General features: G+C 73.6%; 18 protein-coding genes and 1 pseudogene. 9 read left to right on the top strand and 10 right to left on the bottom strand.

All coding sequences use genetic code 11. The features are described from left to right. Positions 1–55: 55 nt before the first annotated feature. From DVH02_RS36600 to DVH02_RS32200, 3 genes and pseudogenes are all read right to left on the bottom strand, one after another. Positions 56–381: pseudogene (locus tag DVH02_RS36600) on the bottom strand (plasmid stabilization protein). Positions 382–649: 268 nt separating this feature from the next. Then, complete coding sequence (locus tag DVH02_RS32205) at positions 650–907, bottom strand: DUF6296 family protein (RefSeq protein ID WP_114627390.1); 258 nt, start codon at positions 905–907, stop codon at positions 650–652. 187 nt (positions 908–1,094) lie between these two features. Next, positions 1,095–1,322, bottom strand: a complete 228-nt coding sequence (locus DVH02_RS32200; RefSeq protein ID WP_114627389.1) for an antitoxin — start codon at positions 1,320–1,322, stop codon at positions 1,095–1,097. 265 nt (positions 1,323–1,587) lie between these two features. On the opposite strand from DVH02_RS32200, the gene DVH02_RS35770 reads away from it, so the two are divergent. Continuing rightward, positions 1,588–5,865, top strand: a complete 4,278-nt coding sequence (locus DVH02_RS35770) for a hypothetical protein (RefSeq protein ID WP_199566492.1) — start codon at positions 1,588–1,590, stop codon at positions 5,863–5,865. Here DVH02_RS35770 and DVH02_RS32190 read toward each other — a convergent pair. Continuing rightward, the gene (locus tag DVH02_RS32190) at positions 5,823–7,181 is read right to left on the bottom strand and encodes an NAD(P)/FAD-dependent oxidoreductase (protein WP_114627388.1); all 1,359 of its coding nucleotides are present in this window, start codon (positions 7,179–7,181) and stop codon (positions 5,823–5,825) included. The genes DVH02_RS35770 and DVH02_RS32190 overlap by 43 nt on opposite strands. Further along, positions 7,178–7,618: a hypothetical protein gene (locus DVH02_RS36595; RefSeq protein WP_233518590.1), complete on the bottom strand. Its 441-nt coding sequence runs from the start codon at positions 7,616–7,618 to the stop codon at positions 7,178–7,180. The genes DVH02_RS32190 and DVH02_RS36595 overlap by 4 nt, the downstream gene beginning before the upstream one ends. On the opposite strand from DVH02_RS36595, the gene DVH02_RS32185 reads away from it, so the two are divergent. Together DVH02_RS32185 and DVH02_RS32180 are read left to right on the top strand one after the other, a co-directional pair. Then, on the top strand, positions 7,500–8,003 hold the full coding sequence (locus tag DVH02_RS32185) for a CGNR zinc finger domain-containing protein (protein WP_233518587.1): 504 nt from the start codon (positions 7,500–7,502) through the stop codon (positions 8,001–8,003). The genes DVH02_RS36595 and DVH02_RS32185 overlap by 119 nt on opposite strands. Before the next feature lie 228 nt (positions 8,004–8,231). After that, positions 8,232–9,203: an aldo/keto reductase gene (locus DVH02_RS32180; RefSeq protein WP_114627391.1), complete on the top strand. Its 972-nt coding sequence runs from the start codon at positions 8,232–8,234 to the stop codon at positions 9,201–9,203. A gap of 72 nt (positions 9,204–9,275) precedes the next feature. Here DVH02_RS32180 and DVH02_RS32175 read toward each other — a convergent pair whose 3' ends face one another. From DVH02_RS32175 to DVH02_RS32160, 4 genes are all read right to left on the bottom strand, one after another. Beyond that, the gene (locus tag DVH02_RS32175; protein WP_114627386.1) at positions 9,276–10,151 is read right to left on the bottom strand and encodes a helix-turn-helix domain-containing protein; all 876 of its coding nucleotides are present in this window, start codon (positions 10,149–10,151) and stop codon (positions 9,276–9,278) included. Positions 10,152–10,280: 129 nt separating this feature from the next. Continuing rightward, a complete protein-coding gene (locus DVH02_RS32170; RefSeq protein ID WP_114627385.1) occupies positions 10,281–11,138 on the bottom strand; it encodes a carbohydrate ABC transporter permease in 858 nt (285 codons plus the stop codon). After that, complete coding sequence (locus DVH02_RS32165) at positions 11,135–12,100, bottom strand: carbohydrate ABC transporter permease (protein ID WP_114627384.1); 966 nt, start codon at positions 12,098–12,100, stop codon at positions 11,135–11,137. Before DVH02_RS32165 ends, DVH02_RS32170 begins: the two co-directional genes overlap by 4 nt. Continuing rightward, on the bottom strand, positions 12,097–13,500 hold the full coding sequence (locus DVH02_RS32160; protein ID WP_114627383.1) for an extracellular solute-binding protein: 1,404 nt from the start codon (positions 13,498–13,500) through the stop codon (positions 12,097–12,099). The genes DVH02_RS32165 and DVH02_RS32160 overlap by 4 nt, the downstream gene beginning before the upstream one ends. 269 nt (positions 13,501–13,769) lie before the next feature. Here DVH02_RS32160 and DVH02_RS32155 point away from each other — a divergent pair, with 269 nt between their 5' ends. The 3 genes from DVH02_RS32155 to DVH02_RS32150 all read left to right on the top strand — a co-directional run bounded on the left by DVH02_RS32155 (position 13,770) and on the right by DVH02_RS32150 (position 14,959). Beyond that, positions 13,770–14,012: a hypothetical protein gene (locus tag DVH02_RS32155; protein ID WP_114627382.1), complete on the top strand. Its 243-nt coding sequence runs from the start codon at positions 13,770–13,772 to the stop codon at positions 14,010–14,012. A 61-nt stretch (positions 14,013–14,073) separates the two neighbouring features. After that, on the top strand, positions 14,074–14,244 hold the full coding sequence (locus DVH02_RS35390; protein WP_158575972.1) for a hypothetical protein: 171 nt from the start codon (positions 14,074–14,076) through the stop codon (positions 14,242–14,244). Positions 14,245–14,314: 70 nt separating this feature from the next. Then, complete coding sequence (locus tag DVH02_RS32150; protein ID WP_114627381.1) at positions 14,315–14,959, top strand: fumarylacetoacetate hydrolase family protein; 645 nt, start codon at positions 14,315–14,317, stop codon at positions 14,957–14,959. Here the strand turns inward: DVH02_RS32150 and DVH02_RS32145 are convergent. Then, entirely contained in the window at positions 14,941–15,105 is a 165-nt protein-coding gene (locus DVH02_RS32145; protein ID WP_199566491.1) for a hypothetical protein, read from the bottom strand. The two genes, DVH02_RS32150 and DVH02_RS32145, sit on opposite strands and share 19 nt — an antisense overlap. Positions 15,106–15,277: 172 nt before the next feature. Between DVH02_RS32145 and DVH02_RS32140 the strand changes: the two genes are divergently transcribed. The 3 genes from DVH02_RS32140 to DVH02_RS36860 all read left to right on the top strand — a co-directional run bounded on the left by DVH02_RS32140 (position 15,278) and on the right by DVH02_RS36860 (position 20,742). After that, on the top strand, positions 15,278–16,720 hold the full coding sequence (locus DVH02_RS32140) for a M14 family zinc carboxypeptidase (RefSeq protein WP_158575971.1): 1,443 nt from the start codon (positions 15,278–15,280) through the stop codon (positions 16,718–16,720). A 150-nt stretch (positions 16,721–16,870) separates the two neighbouring features. Beyond that, complete coding sequence (locus DVH02_RS32135; protein ID WP_114627379.1) at positions 16,871–19,684, top strand: ATP-binding protein; 2,814 nt, start codon at positions 16,871–16,873, stop codon at positions 19,682–19,684. Between the two features lie 215 nt (positions 19,685–19,899). Further along, positions 19,900–20,742, top strand: a complete 843-nt coding sequence (locus tag DVH02_RS36860) for a pentapeptide repeat-containing protein (RefSeq protein ID WP_114627378.1) — start codon at positions 19,900–19,902, stop codon at positions 20,740–20,742. The last annotated feature ends 34 nt before the right edge of the window (positions 20,743–20,776 follow it).

Here is a 20,776-nt window from a genome sequence, read left to right as displayed (position 1 = left end):
GGTGGAGCGCACCGCGGTGCGCTCCACCGGAGCCGTGGCACGCGTACGGGCCGGGTCAGCGGCCCAGTGCCCTGGAGAGCTGCTGCTTGTTCATCGACGAACGGCCCTCCACGCCACGCTTCCTGGCCTCGGCGTACAGCTGGTCCCTCGTCGGGCCCTGCGCACCCGTGTGCGCGCGCTGACCCCCGCGCCGGGGCGCGGACTTCGGGTCCCGGAGCGAGGTCCCGCTCGCCGCCTCGACTCGCCGGAACGCGCGCGTTCCTTGTTGACCGTGCGGGAGGCCATCTCCTTCGCCCGCTCCGGCGACCGGCCGCGCCTCTCGGCACTCTCCTTGATGTGCTCGTACTGACGCTCCCGCTTGGGGCTCGCACCTCGTGGCATGGACCTCTCCTTCGACTGGATCACGTGGATCACGCGGATCACGTGGATCACGTGGACACGGGGCTCGCGCGCGGCGCGCGCGCCCGGAACGGCCGGTGAGCACGCGGCCGCGCGGGACCGCCGCGCCGCACCCGCCGCTTCCACTCCACGCCCGGACGCCACCGCGCGCGACACGGCGGGGGCCGTACGGGGGCCGGGAGAAGACGGGGAGGCGAGGAGGCGAGGAGAGGAGGGGGCCGCCGCCCGCTCGCTCCGGGTGCGGCGGCTGTCACAGAAGGTGCGGTACGGGGCGGGCCGTCACCGACGTCGTGGGATCCTGCTGCCCGCCGCTGGCGATCATCCGGACCTCGTCGAGGTCGCTGATCTCCGCCAGCACGATGCCCGTGTCATCGGCGTACAACGGATGCCCGCCGGGGCCCTTGCGGTCCGTACGGCGCACCACGACCACATCCACCTCGCCGCCCGGGACGCTCACCGGCGCGCCGGAACGCTCGAAGACCAGCTCGTAGTGGTCGGACCTTCCCATGTCGCCTCCTAGGCGAGGAAGCCATACATGTCCGGTTTTCAGTCTAATCACGCCGGGCGCGGCGGGGCGACACCATCGCCCCGCCGCGCCCGGACCGGCGCGGTCGACATCGTCGCCCCGCCGTGCCCGGACCGGCGCGGTCGACATCGTCGCCCCGCCCGTGCCGGACCGGAGCGCGCCGTACGGGTCAGGACTCCTTGACGGCGTCCGGCTCGCCCGCGCCGTCCTTCTCGTCCAGCCCCTCGATGAAGCCCTTGGCCTTCTCGACGCCCGTGTCGAGATGGTCGCTGTACTTGCCGTCGGTCTTGTCGTCGATCACCGAGGCGACCTTCTCCAGCCCCTGACCGATCACCTCGCCGTGCTCGCTCGCGAGGTCGGTCGCCTTGTCCTTGAGGTCCTTCAGCCGGTCAAACATGAATGTCCGCTCCTCCGGGATGCGATCAGCCGCAACCGACAGCAACCGTCGGCCCAACGGGGAATCATACCGAGCGGTCGTCCGCCGCCGGAGCCCGAAGAGACCGGCGCGGGTGGGCACATGGGATCGGTTCCGGCCACCCGGAGCGCGCGCCGCGCCGGGACAGGTGTCCTGGTGCGAGCCGTCGGCGCCGCGCAGGATGGTCACGTACCGCGCTCGCCGATCCTCGCCCGCCGCGCACGCGTGAACCCCCGGAAGGCCACCCATGACCGACAGCGCCCCCTTACCCCGACCGAGCCGCTACGCACACGAGCTGCTGACCCGCTTCACCGAGCCGGAGTCCCGGTTCGGCCCGCTGCCGATCTGGTGGTGGAGCGGCGCGACGATCACCAGAGAGGAACTGCGCAGGCAGCTGCGGGAGATGGTGTCCCAGGGCATCCGGCAGGCCGTCGTGATGTGTCTGGCGCCCACCGGGCCGATGTTCGGCTCGCTGGCGGACGACCCGCCCTTTCTGAGCCCCCGGTGGCTCGCGCTGCTCGACACCGCCTGCGCGGACGCCGAGGAGCTGGGCTTCCGGCTGTGGATATACGACCAGATCGGCTTCTCCGGCGCCAACTTCCAGGGCCGCCTGACCGCCGAGCGGCCCGAGTTCGCCGGACTCGCCCTGCACCGCTCCACGCTCAGCTGCGCCGGGGACGGGGAGAGCGTCCTCGCGCCGCCCGAGGGACACACGGCGCTGGCCGCCTACGCACGGCTCGGTCCCGGGACCCCGCGCGTCGGCGTCCCGCTCGTCGACGGTACGGCGCGCTGGAGCGGCGCACCCGCGCACCTCACCCTCGTGCACAGCGGGACCCGCGGCTTCGACTACTTCGGCGAGGACGCCTGCGCGGCGCTCCTCGACCAGGTCCACGGCACCCTGGAGCGCCGCGTCGGGCACTGGTTCGGCCGGGCCATCGGCGGATTCTTCCAGGACGAGCTGCCCGCCATGCCCACCTGGGGCAGGGACTTCGCCGAGACCTTCACCGCCCGCTACGGATACGACCCGCTGCCCCTGCTGTGGGCCCTGTGGGACGACGGCACGGACGGCACGGACGGCACGGACGGGGGCGGCCCGCACGACGCCGGCCCGGACGGCGGTACGGACGCGGAGGCGGCCCGGTTCCGGCGCGACTACCACGCGCACCGCGCCCGGCTCGGGCGGCGCGGCTTCTTCGACCGCCTCGACGCGTGGTTCGCCCGGCACGGCCTGGTCTGCGGCTTCGACCAGCCGTCGCCCGCCCGCGAGGGCGATCCCTGCGGCGGCGTCGAGGTGTACGGCGACTACCTCGCCACCCACCGCGGCTACGGCGCCCCCGGCAGCGACCACTGGGGCGACCCGAAGGTGCACAGCTCCCTGGCGCACGCGCGCGGGCACGAGCGGACCTGGATCGAGGCGTTCCACTCCACGGGCTGGGGCGGCACCCTGGAGGAGACCTACGACTGGCTGGCGCCCCTGCTGCGCCGCGGCGCCACCCTCTACGACCCGCACGCCGTGTACTACAGCACCGCGGGCGGCTGGTGGGAGTGGGCGGCGCCCTCCACCTGCTGGCGGCAGCCGTACTGGCCCTCGTACCACGTGTTCTCGGGCGCGGTCGCGCGGCTGTGTTCGGTGCTGACGGCCGGAACGCACGTGTGCGACACCGCGCTGCTCTCCCCGACGACCACGGCCCAGGCGTACCAGCGGCTCGACGGCCCGCTCGCCCCGGCCCGCGCCGCCGCGGCGGCCTACCACCGGCTGAACGGCCGCAGCGCGTGGTACGCGGAGGAACGCGGCTCACTGGAGCGCGCCGGGATCGACCACGACGTCCTCGACGAGACGACCCTCGCGGCCGGGACCGTCGACGCCGCCGCCCCCGGCGGCCCCGGTCTCCGCGTCGGGGACGAGATCTACCGCACGGTGGTCGTGCCGCCCGTCCGGGCCCTGCACGTGCGCGCCGCCCGTACGCTGGCGCGCTTCGCGGCGGCGGGCGGCCGGGTGATCCACGTCGGAGGCGCCCCGGAACTCTTCCTCGGCGAGGAGAGCGGCGGCGGCACGTACGAGGAGAGCGCGGCGGAGGCGTTCGCCGCCGCCCTGGCCCGCGGCGCCCTCGTCCGGGCCGAGACCGCCGACCAGGTGCCGGGCGCGGTGGTGAGCGGCCCGGTACGGGTACGGGCGGACGCGCCGTTCCTGCTGCGCCGGTACGGCGACTGCCATGTGCTGACCCTCGTCGCGCACGACGAGCGCTCCGGCACCGCCGCCCCCGTGGTCTCCCTGGAGACCGGCGACTGGTGGACCGGCGGCTTCCCGTGGGAGGCGTACTGGGAGCAACTGCGCACCACCGGCTACCGGTTCCGCCCGGCGGGCGCGCGCCGGGCGCGGGTGCGGGTGGCGGGGCTGGGCCGGGACCGGCCGCGCGCCCAGCGCTGGGACCCGGGGACGGGGCACCGTACGGAGCTGCCGGTGGTCGCGGGCCCCGACGGCCAGTGGCTGCTGGACGTCGGCTTCGAGGACGGGCCGGTCGCGCTGGTGGTCCTCGCGCGCGCCCTGCCCGCGCCGACACGCGAACCGCTGGGGGAGGAGAGCGACAGTCTGCCGGTCGAAGGACCCTGGAAGGCGCTGGCGACCTCGACGCTGGACAACAGCCGGGGGGATCTGGCGGCGGCGGACCGTACGGGCATCCTGCCCATCGAGGTCTGGCGCATGGACCATCTCACCGCAGGCGCAGGCGAGAGCGAAGATGGCGTCGAGTGCCGCCGCCCGGGGGGCGTGCCCGGCCCGGCGGCCGACTGGCGGCCCGTCGTCGCCGGGTACGGGCCGTTCGCCCTGGTACGTGGCCCGTGGACCGGATCCGAGCCCCCCGCCGACGGCTGGCGGCCCGTCGAGTGGTCGCTGTCCAGGGGCATCCGCGACGACCCGGCGCACGCCGAGGCGCTCGGCCCCAAGGGGTACGTGCCCGAGGAGTTCCTCGACTGGCGGCGGGTACCGAAGGGCGGGCGCGTCGCCGTGCGCACCCATCTCGCGCTGCCCGACCGCGACGGGCTCTATCTCGCCGTGGGGGCCAACGCGGCACGCCGGATCACGGTCGACGGCGCGCCCGTCACCGTACGGGACTCCGGCTACCAGTCGTTCAGCCTGCTGCCGCCGCGGGCGGCGGGACACACCGTCGAGCTGGAGATCGAGCTGGAGGCCGTGGTGGAGGGCCCGGTCCGCGCCTCCTTCGCCGTGGTGCGCGGCCCCCTCGCCTACCGCAGACCCGCCTGGCTCGAAGCGGGCGACGACCGCGCCGCCGCCGTCGGCGAGATCCGGGATCTGGTCTTCCGCGCGCGCCTGGACCGGCTACCGCCCGACTGCACGGTCCAGGTCGGCAGCGACGGCCCGTGCGGAGTGTTCGTCAACGGCGTGGAGATCGGCAGACAGGGCGACTTCAACCCGTACCCCGGCCATCGCGAGATCCGGATCCACCCGTACGGGATCAGGGATTGGCTGCGGGTCGGCGAGAACACTCTCACGCTGCGGGTGACCCGGGCCGCCGGAACCGCCGCCGGGACGCCCGCCGGAACCGCCGCCGGGACGCCTGACGGGACCGCCGACGGCTCGGCCGAGCCGCCGCCCGCGCCGACCGCCGTCGTGCTGGACTCCGCGCCGGGCCCCCGGGGCGGCCTCGGCTGGACCAGCGGCCCCGGCTGGCGCGCCTTCCGCGGGGACGAACGGGTCCCGGTGCGTGCCCGGCTCGCAGGCCCCCGCGACCCGCGCTTCGTCTGCGCCTGGGCCAGGCCCCATCCGCTGCCGGGGGCGCACTGGCTGGAGCCGGCCGCCGCACCGGGGGGCGTGGTCGAGCCGCTGGTGCCCGACCTGTCCCCGGGCGGCGAGCGGACCGAATGGCTGCGGCTGAACGCACCGCTCGGCACCACCTCGCTGCGCCTGCCCACCTCCCTGCCGGTCACCGTCCTGGTGGCGGGCGAGGAGTACGCGGCGGTCGCGGGCCGGGTCGTCCTGCGGCGCCCCCTCGCCGCGGGCACACCGGTGTACCTGCGCGTCACCGCCGCCGACGGCCGCCGGGGCGGAGCCCTGCTCGACACGGCGGTGAGTGCCGAAGTCGCCGAGGTCACCGCCCCGTTGGCGAGCTGGGAGGAGCTGGGGCTGCGCTCCCTGGGCGGCGAGGTGCGCTACCGCACGGCGGTGCGCGCGCCCGAGCGGTGGTTCCGGCACCCCGCCGCGGGCACCGGCGGCGGGCGGACGCTGCTCGACCTCGGCGAGGTGCGCGGCTGCGCCGACGTCACCGTCAACGGCACCCTGACGGGACGGCTCGTCTGGTCGCCCTGGACCAGCGATGTCACGGACGCCCTGAGGCCGGGCGAGAACCGGATCGAGATCGTCGTACGCGGCACGCTCGCGGGCTATCTGGACGACGCCTCGCCCACCGGCGCCGTCGTCGCGGGCCAGATCCGTACCGGCCTGTTCGGGCCCGTACGGCTGGTGCGTCACGCGCCGCCGGCCGCCGACCTGGTCCGTGCGCGCACCTGATCGCGCGTCAGATAGGCGTCGGTGTACTCGAAGTCGCGCAGGGTGGCCGGGCGGCGGCTCTGGAAGCCGGTACGGACGTAGTCGTCGCCCGCCGCCGCGTTGAGCAGCCAGTTGGTCACCGTGCGGACCTTGGCGACATTGGTGCGCAGCGCCATCAGGTGGTAGCCGCGCGCCACGGCCTGGGCCGGCATACCGGTCAGCTGCAGGCCGAGGGGGCGGGAGACGGCATCCCTGCCGCCGAGGTCGACCACCAGCCCGAGGTCCTTGTGGACGTAGGACCGCAGGGCGGTTCCGCGCAGGGAGGCGGCCACGTTGTCGGCGGCCGTCCTGCCCTGGCGCTGGGCGTGCTGCGCGGTGGGCGGGCAGACGGCGCCCTCGCCCTTGTCGAGGTCGGGCACGGCGGCGGCGTCGCCCAGGGCGAAGACGCCGTCGGCGCCGGGTACGGTGAGCCGGCTGGTGACGCTGAGCCGGCCCCGTACGGTCTCCGCGCCCAGGGTGGCGAGCAGCGGGCTCGCGGTGACGCCCGCGGTCCACACGAGGGTGCGGCAGGGCAGTGTGCGGCCGTCGGTGAGGGTGACCTGCTCGGGTTCGACCCTGGCGACCGAGACGCCGAGGGACACCTCGATGCCGCGGTCGCGCAGGATCCGCAGGGCGTCCGAGCCGAGCTTGTCGCCGAGTTCCGGCATCAGCTTGGGCGCCACGTCGACGATGTGCCACTTGATCAGCCGTGCGTCGAGCCGGGGGTAGCGCCGGGCCGCCGCCACCGTGATGCGCTGGAGGCAGGCCGCGGTCTCGGTCCCCGCGTAGCCGCCGCCCACGACGATGAACCGCAGCCGGGAGGCGCGCTCGGCCGGGTCGGTCGCCGCGTCGGCCAGATCGAGCTGGGCGATGACGTGGTCGCGCAGATACGCGGCCTCGGCGAGCGTCTTCATGCCGAGGGCGTGCTCGCTCAGGCCGGGGATGTCGAAGGTTCTGGTGACACTGCCGGGAGCCAGGACGAGATAGTCGTACCGCTCGTCGATGATCTCGTCGGTGATCTTCCGGATGACGCACACCTTGGCGTCGGTGTCCACACCGATGGATCCGCCGGGGATGACGCGGGTGTGGCGCAGACCGCGCCGCAGCGAGACCGCCACCGACTGCGGGGTGAGCACCCCGGAGGCCACCTGGGGCAGCAGCGGCATGTAGAGCTGGTAGCTGAAGGGCGCCACCAGGGCGATCCGGGCCCGCTGGGGCGAGAGGGCGCGTTCCAGACGGCGGGCGCACTCGACTCCGGCGAAGCCGCCTCCGACGATGAGGATCCTTGCTCGTGTCATGATTCCTCTTCTGCTCGCTCATGGCGGGTTCCAGTCTCCGGCCTCCGGCATTCGGACCCAACCGGGCCCGTACGGATGAAGCCCGGGGCGGAGCCGGTCCCGCGGCCGGTGCCGACCCGTACCGAGGCGAAGGCCACGACGGCGAGCGCCTCCACGGCGGCCCCGGCCAGCAGGGCGCCCGGCAGCGACCGTACGGCCAGCGGTCCGGCGAGCGCCGCGCCCAGCGCGAACCCGGTGATCTTCAGACTCGCCCCGGTGACGAAGACCCGGCCGCGCAGCCGCTCGGGCGCCTCCCGGTGGCGTACCGCGAACACCGCGGTGAGCTGCGGCCCTTCGCCGATTCCGGCGACCACCACCGCCGCCGTCAGGAGTACGGGCCCGCCGGCCGCCGCGAGCGTCAGGGCGAGGGCCAGGGCGAGCGCCCCGCACCACACCACGGTGTCCGGTCGCGGCCGGCGGGGCAGGCGGGCCAGTACGGCGTTGGCCGCGAGCGCAACCGAAGGCGCCGCCCGCGCGCTCAACGGCCTGCTGCGGCGCACGGCGGGCGCCGTACGCCTCACTTCCCACCACGGCACCAGCCCCTGGCATCCCCACCTCGACAGCGACGACGAGGCGCCCTGGGGCGAGTGGTTCCTCGCCTCGTCCTGTCTCGCGCTGACCGTCCTCGTCTGGGACAGGCAGCGGCCGCCCGGCGGCCTGTGCACCTCGCCGAGCTGCACCGACGTCTATCTCACCCAGAGCGGCGGGCCCCCGCGCCGCTACTGCTCACGCCGGTGCGCGACCCGCGAGCGCGTGGCGGCCCATCGCCGCTCCAGGTCCTGAGAGCACCGCGAGGGCACCGCGTCCGCCGCGCTTCGTTCTGTTGGAATCTGTCGGAAATTTTCGGAACTTGTTTGACGTTCCCAACGGTGTTCCTCGTGTGTACCGTCTACCGCGACCGGATCACAGCCCGCGCGGAGCTGTCCCGGCACCCTTCTCGCCCCGGCCACGTCCCAGGAGAGTTCGTTGAAACAACCGCCCTACCTCGCCGCCGCCGACCGCTACGCCGACATGCGGTTCGCGCGCAGTGGCCGCAGCGGGGTCAAGCTGCCCCAGGTCTCCCTGGGGCTGTGGCACAACTTCGGTGACACCGCTCCGCTGGAGAAGCAGCGCGCCGTGCTGCGCCGCGCGTTCGACCGGGGCGTCACCCACTTCGACCTCGCCAACAACTACGGCCCGCCCTACGGCAGCGCCGAGGCGAACTTCGGCACGCTCTACACCCAGGACTTCCGGCCCTACCGCGACGAGCTGTTCCTCTCGTCCAAGGCGGGCTACGACATGTGGCCGGGCCCGTACGGCGAGTTCGGCTCGCGCAAGCACGTGCTGGCGAGCCTGGACCAGTCGCTGGCCCGGATGCGCGTCGACTACGTCGACCTCTTCTACTCCCACCGCTACGACCCCCAGACCCCGCTCGAAGAGACCGTGGGCGCGCTCGCCTCGGCCGTGCGGCAGGGCAAGGCGCTCTACGTCGGACTGTCCAACTACCCGACGGAGCAGATGCGGCAGGCTGCCGCGCTCCTGAAGGACCTCGGCACCCCGCTGCTGATCAACCAGCACGCGTACAACATCCTCGACCGCACGATCGAGGACAGCGGGCTGATCGCCGCCTCCGACGAGGTGGGCGCCGGGGTCATCGCGTTCTCCCCCCTCGCCCAGGGACAGCTGACCGACCGTTACCTCGACGGGGTGCCCGCGGACTCGCGGATGGCCGTCGGCCACTTCCTGAAGCGCGACGCGCTCAGCGAGTCCAAGGTCGCCCTGCTGCACGCGCTGAACAAGCTCGCGGGCGAGCGCGGCCAGACCCTCGCCCAGCTCGCGCTGGCCTGGGTGCTGCGGGACGAGCGCGTCACCTCGGTCCTGATCGGGGCCAGCGGCGTCGGGCAGCTCGACCAGAACCTGGCGGTCCTGGACGGGGACGCCCTGGACGACACGGAACTCACCGCGCTCGACGCGCTCCTCGCGGAGCACGGCTTCGGCGCCTGACCCCGGCAGGCGAGGCGGGCGGTGCCGGCCGAGGACCGGCCGGTACCGCCGCCTTGCCGCGCGCCCTCCCCGTCACCGGTCCAGCTCCGCGCGGAACCCGGCGAGCAGCTCCTCGGTGCGGGTGGCGGGCTCGGCATGGGTCACCATCATGTCCATCGCCTGCATGTGCGCGCTGACCTCGTCGTCCTCGTCGAGATAGAGCGCGCCGGTCAGATACTCGATGTAGACCATGTCGCGCACCTCCGGGATCCCGAACCGGAACAGCACGAACGGGCTGTAGGCGCCCGCGTGCGGACCCGTGGCGAACGTGGCGATCTGGAGCGTCACCCGCGGCAGCTCGATCATCTCCAGCAACCGGTCGAGCTGCGCCCGCATCACGGCCCTCGACCCGACCGGTCTGCGCAGCACCGTCTCGTCCAGCACCGCCCAGAACACCGGCGCGTCCTGCCGGTCGAGCAGCGTCTGCCGCTCCAGACGCAGCGCGACATGGCGGTCGATCCGGTCCCGGTCGTGGTCGACCGTACGGCCCACGGATCCGGTGGTCAGGACGGCGTGCGCGTACTCCTCGGTCTGCAGCAGCCCCGGTACGAAGTGCGGCTCGTAGGCGCGTATGGTCCTCGCGGCCTCTTCGAGGCTGACATAGCCGCTGAACCAGTCGGGCAGTATGTCGTGGAACCGCTGCCACCAGCCCGGTTTGTTCGCCTCCTCGGCCAGCCGCAGGAACACCTCGGTCTCCGCCGCGCCCAGCCCGTAGGCGGGGAGCAGGAGTTGTACGTACGGGATCTTGAGGGCGACCTCCGCCGTCTCCATCCGCCGGACGGTGGCCGCGGTGACACGCAGCAGCCTGCCCGCCGCCTCCCGGCCGAGGCCCGCCTTCTCGCGCAGGGCCCGTAGCTGTCTGCCGAGGACGAGCTGCCCGATCGTCGGGGCGGATCGAGGCTCGCTCACACCCCACCCCTGTGTGCCGACTCCATACCCGGGGAGTCTGCCACAGCGGGCATGCCGGGGGCAGGGGCGTGCGGCAACTCCCTTGGCGAAAAACGCCCCTGACGCCCCGTGAGCCACCGGGGCAGCCCGTCACTGCCCGGCCAGCCCGGTCCGCGCCACCCCCCGGACGATCTGCCGCTGGAAGAGGACGAAGACCACCAGCAGCGGCAGCCCCGCGATGACGACGGACGCCATCATCTGCGCGTACCGCAGACCGTACGAGGTCTGCACGTTCACCAGACCGACGGGCAGCGTCATCCCGTTCGGATCGGTGGTGACCAGGAACGGCCACAGGAAGTTGTTCCAGGTCGAGATGAAGGTGAAGATCGCGACCGCCGCGAGCACCGGCCGCGACAGCGGCATCACGATGGTCCAGAACACCCGCCAGCGTCCGGCCCCGTCGACGAACGCCGCCTCCTCCAGCTCGCGCGGCACCCCGTCGAAGAACCGCACGAGGATGAAGACCATGGCGGGCACGGCCACCTGCGGCAGGATCACCCCCCAGTAGGTGTCCACCAGGCCCAGCTGGACCATCTCCGCGAACAGCGGTGCCATCAGCACCTGCGGCGGCACCATGATCCCGGCCAGGACCACCCCGTACAGCGCCTTGCGGCCCCGGAAGTCGGTGCGCGCGAAGCCGTACGCGGCCATCGCGCAGAACACCACCGTCAGCAGGGTGGTGACCACCGAGATGTACGCGGTGTTGAACATCCAGCGCACCAGATCCCCGGCCTCCCACACCTGCCGGTACGCCTGGAGTGTCACGGTGGAGCCGATCCACCGCAGCGGCGTTCCGGTCGCCTCCCCCTCCGGTTTGAACGAGATGGCCACCGCCCAGGCCAGCGGCAGCACCCACACCACGGCCAGCGGCAGCGAGAGCGCCAGCAGGGCCGCCCGGCCCGGGGTCCAGCGGGCCCTGCGGCCCTCGTCGTCCGCGACAGCACTCACGAGGACTCCTCACCACCTCGGCGGGACAGCCGCAGCTGCACCAGGGACACGACCACGATCAGTGCGAAGAAGAGATACGAGACGGCGGACGCGTAGCCGATGCGGTAGCCCGTGAAGCCCGCCTGGTAGACGTACTGGAGGATCGGGCGGGTGGAGTCGTCGGGCCCGCCGCCCGTCATGATGTACACCTGATCGAAGATCTTCAGCGAGGCCAGCACCTGGAGGATCAGCACCACCCCGGTCGTGCGCCGCAGCATCGGCAGCGTGATGTGCCACAGCCGCCGCGCGGCGCCCGCGCCGTCCAGCTCCGCCGCCTCGTACACGTACCGGGGGAGGGACTGCAACGCGGCCAGGTACAGCAGGAAGTTGAAGCCCACCGTCCACCACACGGTGGCGGCGACGACCGACAGCATCGCGTAGCGCTCGTCGGTGAGCCAGCCGATGCCGGGACGCAGGCCGAACGAGGCGAGCAGCTGATCGGCGAAGCCGAAGTCCGACGGGAAGATCACCCACAGGAACAGCAGCCCGACCACTCCGGACGGCATCAGGAACGGAGTGAACCACGCGAGGCGCCACAGCCACCGCACGAAGCGCAGATGGTGGGCGAGCAGCGCGAAGACCAGTCCGCACAGCACCAGCGGGACCGTGGACAGCACGGTGAACCACACGGTGTTGCCCATCGAGGACCAGACATCGGGATCGCCCAGCGCCTCCGCGTAGTTGTCGAGGCCGACGTACACGCCGCCGGAACCGGTGATGTTGTCGCTGCGCAGGCTCATCCCCACCCCGGAGGCCAGCGGCCACAGCAGGAAGAGGGCGTACGTGAGCAGGAAGGGGGCGATGAACAGCAGCCCGTGCTCGGTCCACCGCCGACGGATCCCCGCGCGCCCGGCGGGCCCGGCGCCCGGGGCGGGCCGGTCGGTCGAGGTGGGCCCGGCGGGCCCGGTGACGCTCGTGGTCATACGGAGCCTCCGAGCGGATCCGGCGTGTCCAGCAGCTGCCGCAGCCGCGCCTTGGCCTCGCGCAGCGCGTCGCGGGGGGTACGGGAACCGGTGAGCACCCCGGAGAACACCGCCCCCAGTTCGATCCACATCACGGAGGCCGAGCCCGCGAACCACGCGGGCTGATCGAGCGCGACGTCGTCGATGACCGAGCGGTACGCGGACTGCGGGGTGAGCCGCAGATACGCCGGGTCGTCGAGCGTGGGCAGATAGGCGGGGACATGACCGCCCTCGGCCCAGTCCACCGAGTGCTTCACCATCCAGGCGACGAAGGCGTGCGCGGCCTCGTTCCCGGCGCCCGAGCGGCGCTGCTGGTGCGGCAGGACGAAGGAGTGGCAGTCGGCCTGGACGGCCCCGCTGCCCAGGAGCGCGGGCACCCGGGTCATCGAGAACGGCAGTCCGGAGAGGGTGAAGGTGGTCACCTCCCACTCGCCGTTGAGGTGGAAGGCGGTCTTCCCGCCGTTGAACACGCCGATCGCGCCCGCGTAGTCGGTACGGCGCGCGATCAGCCCCTCGTCGGTGAGCGCCGCCATGTACTCCAGGGCGCGCAGCGCCTTGGCGTCGTCCAGGGCGAGCCGCTTGCCGTCGGCCGACAGCACGGCGCCGCCCGTCTGCGCGTAGAGCGTGGCGAACAGCCGCCAGGGGGTCGCCGCGTCGGGGCCGAGCGTCTCGGTGGTCAGGGCGGGCAGCCCGGTGGCCTTCTTCGCGGCCCGCAGCGCGGCGGTGAACCGCGCTGCCCCGGCGATCGGCCGCAGCTTTCCGCCGTCGTCGAGCAGTCCGGCCCGCCCGCAGATGTCGGTGTTGTAGTAGAGGACCATCGGGTGCGTGTCGAGGGGGACCGCGTACTGCCGGCCGTCGAAGCGCCCGCGCCGCCAGATCTCCGGGGGAAAGCGGTCGGCGCCGATCCCGTACGCGGCCAGCAGACCGGGATCGAACGGGTCGAGCAGCCGACCGGGCGCGAACCCCGCGAGCCGCGCCAGATGGGAGACCGCGACCTCGGGCGCCCGCCCGCCGGCCCCCGCCATGCCCAGCTTCGTGTAGTACGGGCTGCCCCACTGGAGCTGGGTCGCCTCCAGGGCGATGTCCGGGTGCGCGGCGGCGAAGGCGTCGACCATCCGGGACATGGTCACCCCGTCCCCGCCGCCGAACAGGTGCCAGTAGCGCAGCCGGGTGCGGCCCGCGGCTCCGGCGCGGGGCGCCGCGCACCCCGTGGCCATCGCGCCGGTTCCGCCGATTCCCCCGGCGGTGGCCAGCGCGCCGCCCAGCCCGGCGAGCGCGCGTCTGCGGGTCAGCGGGGCGGGCGGTGCCGTCGGTGCCGGAGCCGGTTGTCCCGCCGGGGCGGATCGTCCTGGTCGTCCCATACCTCACCTCGTTGTTCGGTATTTCGGATGACGCACGTCATGGCGAACGGGACGCGACCGTAGGGGGGTTGGAGCTTTCGCGTCAACGACGCGTGCGCCCGCGCGACCGAATTCCCGCGCGCTCCCGCGGTGCCGAGTCTTGACATGCCGCGATGCCGAAACCTGCGGTACCGAGTGCCGATAAACGGAACCACGCCCCAATGAATGGGACTTCAGGGAGTGTCGATCCGTTCGGTTCCTGTCACTGTCGACGGAAGAGGTGGCCGCGTATGACCTCGCAGGTCCGTGACCCGGAGCTGTCCGGGCAACACCTTCAGAGCGCTACCGGGAAAATTCTCCGGCGAGTGGTTCCCCTCTTCGCCGTGATGGTAGCCCTGGCCGCCTTCTCGCTGGTCGCCGCTTTCGCGGTGTGCTTCCTCTCCGAAACCCCGGCTGCGGCGGGAAGCGAGCCGGCGCCGCCGGAGGCCGCCAAGGGGACCGCCGAACCCCTGCACGGAACAGCGTCCCACTGAACAGGACGGCGCCGGTCGTGGACCCGTGCCCGCCGTCGTCCGCTCCCCAGGAGATCACCCCATGCATCTGGCCACCATCGTCCAGCGGGGCCGCCGCACATTCGTGAGCAGGCCGGGCGCCGCTCACCACTGGCGGGCCGCGCCACCGGCCGTCTCGCCGGCCGGCGTCATCGCGGACGGCACGCAACGGCGCACGGGCGACGACGGCCGGGGATCCGGCCTCCGACGGTGACCCCGTCCTGCCGTACCGGCCCGCCACGCTCCACGGGATCGGCCTCAACTACCGCGACACCATCGCGGAGATGGGCTGGGACTCGCCGAGCGAGCCCTATCTCTTCCCCAAGCTCTCCTCCAGCGTCATCGGCACCGGCGAGGCGATCGAGTTCGATCCCACGCTGACCCGGCGGGTCGACTGGGAGACGGAGTTGGCCGTCATCATCGGCACCGAGGCCAGGAACGTGGCGGAGCGCGACGCGGCGGACCACGTCTTCGGCTGCACCGTCGCCAACGACATCTCCGCCCGTGACCTCCAGGAGCGCGACGGAAAGTGGCTGCGCGGCACGGGCCTGGACACCTTCTGTCCGCTCGGCCCGGTCGTGGTCACGGCCGACGGGATCCCCGACCCGCACCGGCTGCGGGTGCGCACCCGGGTCAACGGCGAGACGGTCCAGGACGGCACGACCGCCGACATGGTCTTCCGCGTCCCCGCGCTGATCGCTCATCTCAGCCGGTTCTTCACGCTGCGGCCCGGTGACGTCGTGCTGACCGGGACCCCGGCCGGCTGCGGGGACTTCATGCGGCCCCGGCGCGCGCTGCGGGACGGCGACGTACTGGAGTCGGAGGTCGAGGGGATCGGATGCCTCGTCAACCCCGTACGCGAAGTGGTACGGGAGAGCGCGCCGCGCCCCGGGCGGGCGACGGCCGGCCGTCAGACGGGCGGCAGATAGCCGAGATCGGCCGACAGCTCCCGGCACACCTGCGCCACGACCGGGCCGTACGTCGGCACGAGCGGCTCCATCCGCTCGGCCACGCCCGCCACGCTGATACAGGCGACGGGCAGCCCGGTGTGGTCGAAGACGGCGGTCACCGTCACGGGCTGACGGCTTCCCGGCACGGCTCCCGTACCGCTCCCGCACCGCTCCGATGCCGCTCCCGTACCGTTCATCGCGCGGGGTGTTGACGTGTGCGCGCATGGTGATGGAGCATCAGTCGCCCCGCTCGACGGCGGGAGCCGAGCACAGCGACGCCGAAGGAGCCGCTCATGCGTGCCACAGCGAGGACCGACGGCCCCGCCACCGGTTCCTGAGCGGGTCACCGTGCCGGGCCGCTATCTCGACGTCGACGAACTGACCCTGCGGGCCGAGGCGTTGACCACGGCCTTCCCCGGCCTGGCCGTCCTGCGCCGGATCGGCTCCTCGCGCTCGGGGGAGCCGATCCGGCTGCTCTCCGTCGGCCGGGGCAGCCGCGACGTGCTGGTGGTGGCCGGACCCCACGCCAACGAACCCGTCGGCGGCGTCACGGCGCTGCGGCTGGCCCGCTATCTGTGCGGTCCCTCGAAGCGGGCCGGTACCGGGCGGCGGTCCGGACCCGCCGACACGACCTGGCACTTCGTGCTGTGCGCCGACCCCGAAGGGGCCCGCCGCAACGAGCGGTGGATCAAGGGGCCGATGACCCTCTCCCACTACTTCCGCAACTTCTACCGCCCCGGCCTCGCCGAACAGCCGGAGTGGCTGCCCACCGAACCCGGCGCGGCGCCGCTGCCGGAGACGGCCGCGCTGCTCGGCGTCCAGGACGAGCTGCGCCCCTACCTGCAGTGCTCGCTGCACGGCGTGGACGTGGGAGGCACGTTCGTCCAGCTGACCCGGGGCCTGCCCGGCTTCTCCGGCCGGCTGACCGGATCCGCCCGCGACCTCTCCCTTCCCGTGGAGCGCGGACCCTACGACGCCTTCTTCTGGCCGAGTCCTGGACCGGGCGTCTTCGACATGCCGCGCCCCCGCGAGACGGATCAGGTCGCCACGCGGCCCGCCTCCACGGCCACCTCCACGTGGTCCCATCCGCACCGGTACGGGACGGTGACCGCGATCGTCGAGTCCCCGATGTGGGCGGTCGACGCGGTAGCCGACACCTCCGAGCACCCCGATCCGTACGGTGCGCTGGGGAGCGTCAGCCGCACGCTCGCCGAGGAGACGCGCCACCTCTCCGGCCTGCTGGAGCGGGTGGCCCCCGGCCTCCCCGACAGCGCGGAGCCCCTGCTCACCCCCGTCACCGAATACCTCGCCGTCTCCGCCGACCTGGCCGGGGAGTGGTCTCCTGAGACCGCACTCGGCCCGTCCGGCTCCCTGCCCCCGATGAACCGCGCACGCGTCACGGCGCTGCGGATCGCCGCGCGCCGGCTCATGATGCGCTCGGCCGGGCTGCTCCACCAGATGCTCGACGACGGCGGCGAGGGCGCGTCGGGGCACCGGCTCGCACGGGGGCCCGCGCCCGAGGTCCGGGCCGAGCTGCAACGTTTCCTCACCGAGGGGTGCGAAGCGTTCGAGGCCGACTTCCGTACGCGCTGGATACCCGTGAGCGACCAGGTCGAGCACCAGTTCAGGGTGGTCCTGGCCGCCGCCGAACTGGCCGCGCGGACCACGCGGCTGCCGGGTCCCGCGGACGGCGGCTCACCGGACGACGCCGTTCCGCGGCCGGTGGTGGTGCGGGCATGACATCGACCCCTCTACCCCACGGACGGTCAATGCGCAGTCGAACGACGAAAATCGTGCCGAATCAGGGCTGCCCGGGGGGCCGCCGGGCTACGCTCGACACGTGACCTGCACACTGTTCGAGAAGATCCGGGAATTCCGAGAAGGGAAGGGATGCCGGTGCACCGGCCGCAGCACACGGTCACCCTCCCGCTGCTGGAGCGTGAACCCGAACTCGCCGCGGCGGCCCACGCCGTGGACGCCCTGTGCGGACCCTCGCCCACCGGCGGACTCCTCGTCTACCGGGGCGCGGCAGGTCTCGGCAAGACCACGCTGCTCAGCGAGGTGCGGCGACTGGCCGCCGGGCGCTGCACGGTGTGGAACGCGCGCGGCGGCGAGACCGTCACGCCCGGCCCGTTCGATCTCGTACAGCAGCTGCTGCGCACCGTCCTGACGCCGGATCAGCCGCCGGAGGGAGCCACCGCCGCGCCCGCGGACCCGCGCGGAGCGGCCGGCCCCGGCGACGAACGGCACGGCGCGGACCAGAGGCCCCACCCGTACGAACGGCACGGCGCGCGCGAACGCACCGACGAGGGCCCGCTCTCACCGGTCCCACCGGTGGCGGCGACGGCGGGCATCCGGGCGCTGCTCGGCGACCGCTACGAGATAGTCGGCCCGGCCCTCGGCGTCACCTCGCCCGGCGAGCAGCACGCCGACCCGCAGGGCGTCAGGGACGGACTCGACGCCCTGGTCGAGCGGCTCGCCGCGCGGCGCGGCCCGCTGCTCCTCGTCGTGGACGACGCGCAGTGGGCCGATCTGGAAACGCTGTCCTGGCTCGCCTCCTTCGCCCGGCGCCTCGGGCGCGGGCTGCCCGTCCTCGTGGTCGTGGCCTACCGCACGGAAGAGGCCATCGGCGAGACCGAGCGGCAGCTGCGCACCCTCGGCACCCACGCCCGACTGCTCGTCACCCTGCGCGAGTTGACCGGCGAGGCCACCGCCGCCCTCACCCGCGCCGCGCTCGGCGAGCACGCCGACGACCTGTTCTGCCGCGAGGTGTGGGCGGTCACGGGCGGCAACGCGTACGAGGCGGTGGAGCTGCTCGCCAAGGTGAGCGACAGCGGGCTGAGCCCGGTCGAGGAGAGCGCGGGCGAACTGCGCGCCCTGGGCGCCTCGGCGCGCGGCACCGGTCTGATCACCCGGCTGGAGCAACTCGGCACGGCCACCACCCGGTTCGCCTGGGCCGCCGCGATCCTCGGCACCGACATCTCCCTGGATCTCGCCGTCTCGCTGGCGGGCATGAACCACGAAGAGGCCGCCGAGTGCGCCGAACGGCTGCGCACCGCGCGCATCCTCGTCGGCACCGACCCGCTGGAGTTCGTCCATCCGCTGATCGCGGGGTCGGTCTACCGCGCGATCCCGCCCGGGGTGCGCACCGCGATGCACGGGCTCGCCGCCTGGGCCGTCTCCCGCAGCGGCCGGGGAGCCGCCGCGGCGGCTCCGCACCTCCTCGAAGTGCATCCCGACGGCGACCCCGAACTGGTCGAACAGCTCCGCGAGGCCGCCGCGGAACACCTCGCGGTCGGCGCGCCGGACGCCGCCCGCCGCTGCCTCGAACGCGCCCTGCTGGAACCGCCGTTGTCGTCCGTGCGCACCGTTCTGCTGTACGAGCTGGGCTGTGCGACGCTGCTCACCTCACCGGCCACGACGGTCGGCCATCTGCGGGCGGCGCTGGACACCCAGCAACTGGACGATCCGCTGCGGGTGGACGTGGTCTTCCGGCTCTCCCAGGCCCTCACCCACAACAACCAGACCGGCGACGCCGCCCATGTGGTGGCAGCCGAGGCCGCCAGGACCCCCGACGGCCCGGCCAGGATGCGGCTCCAGGCCGCGCACTTCCTCTGGGAGGGCGTCCAGGCCATCGAGGACGACGGCCCCGACCGCTCGCGGCGGCTGGCCGGGATGGCGGGCGGGCTCGCCGGGCGCGGCAGCACCGAGCGCGTGCTGCTGATGCTGCGCGCCTTCGACGGCACGGCCCGGGGCGAGAGCGCCGAGGAGATCGTCCAGATCGCCGAACGGGCCCTGGTGGACGGCGGACTGCCGACCGGGGTCGGCTGGACCGACTCCGCGTGGGGCTTCGAACCGCCCGCCCTGCTCGGTCTCTCCTACGCCTTCGCCGACCGGCTGGACCGCGCCGAGTCGCTGTTCACCGAGGCGCTGCGCGCCTTCGAGATCTCCGGCTGGAGCGGTGGTCATCTGTCGTTCGCCCACGCCCTCGTCGGATACGTCCAGCGCAGGCGCGGCCGGCTCGCGGACGCCGAGATGTATCTGCGCGAGAGCCTGCGGCTGGCCGACCGCGTCGGCGACGGCCTCCCCATGCACTGGGACGCGGCCTGCATGCTCATCGACACCCTGCTGGCGCGCGGCCATGTCGACGAGGCCGCGGCGGCGGCCGAGCGCTACACGTTCGCCACCCCGTACTCCTCCTCCATCGTCATCCCCGACGCGCCGTCGGTACGGGGACGGCTGCTGCTCGCGCTGGGCCGCAAGGACGAGGCGATCGCCGAACTGGAGGCGACGGGAGAGGCGTTGGTCTCGCGAGGCCGGCACAACGTCGTCATGGCGCCCTGGGCCGTCGATCTGGCGCGGGCCGTCGCGGAGGACGACCCGAGGCGCGCGGCGCGGCTCGCCTCGTACGCCCGCGACCGGGCGGAACGATTCGGTACGCACACCGCCATCGGTGTCGCGCTGTGCGGCGCGGCCGTTCTGAAGGAGGGCCCGGCCCGGGTCGAGCTGCTGGCCCAGGCGGTCGCCCATCTCGAAGCCTCGCCCTGCCGGTACGAACTGGCCGTCGCGCGCGTGGAGTACGGCATCGCGGCGGGCTTCCCCGCCGAGCTGGGCTGCGGGCTCGATCTGGCGGAGCGCTGCGGCGCGGACGGTCTGGCGGACCGGGCCCGGCGCGCGATGGAGTCCCGGCACGTGAAGCGCTGACCGGCGGGCCGGGCGACTCCCGGCACCCGGCCCGGTGTCCGGGGCGGGGCGGGGACGGTCGGGACGGTCGTCCCCGGGCGGTAGTCTCGCTGTCCGGCCGATGTCGGTCCCCGGCCGTGCCGGGCCCGTCACACAGCCCCCGTCCACACGGCCCCTGTCCACGCAGCCCCGTCCGCACAGCCCCCGTCCACGCTTCCCCAGGAGACCGGAACCCCTTGCCCGAGGAGCCAGCCCCCACCGCCCCGGGCGCCGTCGGCGCCGCCGCCCTGCGGGCCGACTGCGACAACTGCTTCGGACTGTGCTGCGTCGCGCTCACGTTCTCCGTCTCGGCGGACTTCCCGGTCGACAAGAAGGCCGGTGATCCCTGCCGTAATCTGCGCACCGACTTCCGCTGCGGTATCCATCGCGAGCTGCGCGGCCGGGGCTTCCGGGGCTGCACGGTGTACGACTGCCTCGGCGCCGGACAGAAGGTCTCGCAGATCACCTTCGGCGGCCGGGACTGGCGCGGGCACCCGGAGAGCGCCGCGGAGATGTTCGCCGCGCTGCCCGTGATGCGGCAACTCCACGAACTGCTCGGCTATCTGAACGAGGCCCTGGCCCTGGAGCGGGCCCGCCCCCTGCACGGCGAGATCCGCCGCGCGCTGGAGGAGACCGAGCGCCACAGCCTGACCGGCCCCGAGGAGCTGCTGCGGCTGGATGTGGCGGCGTGCCGCGCGGCCGTCAACCCGCTGCTGCTGCGCGCGAGCGAACTGGTACGGGCCCGTGTGCGCGGTAAGGGCGGGCGCGGGAACCACCGGGGCGCCGACCTCTTCGGCGCCCGGCTCAAGGGCGCCGACCTGCGCGGCGCCGACCTGCGCGGCGCGTACCTGATCGCGGCGGACCTGCGCGGCGCCGACTTGCGGCAGGCCGATCTGATCGGCGCCGACCTGCGGGACGCGGATCTGCGCGGCGCCGATCTGACCGGTGCCCTCTTCCTCGTCCAGCCCCAGCTGAACGCCGCGAAGGGGGACCCGGCCACCAGGATCCCGCCCTCGTTCACCCGGCCAGGTCACTGGTAGCGCGGCCGGATCCCGGCCGCGCTACCAGTGACCT

The organism is Streptomyces corynorhini, assembly GCF_003346515.1.
Classification (GTDB): domain Bacteria; phylum Actinomycetota; class Actinomycetes; order Streptomycetales; family Streptomycetaceae; genus Streptomyces; species Streptomyces corynorhini.
The sequence above is the reverse complement of the archived record's forward strand: the minus strand, read 5'-3'. Positions and strand labels throughout refer to the sequence as shown.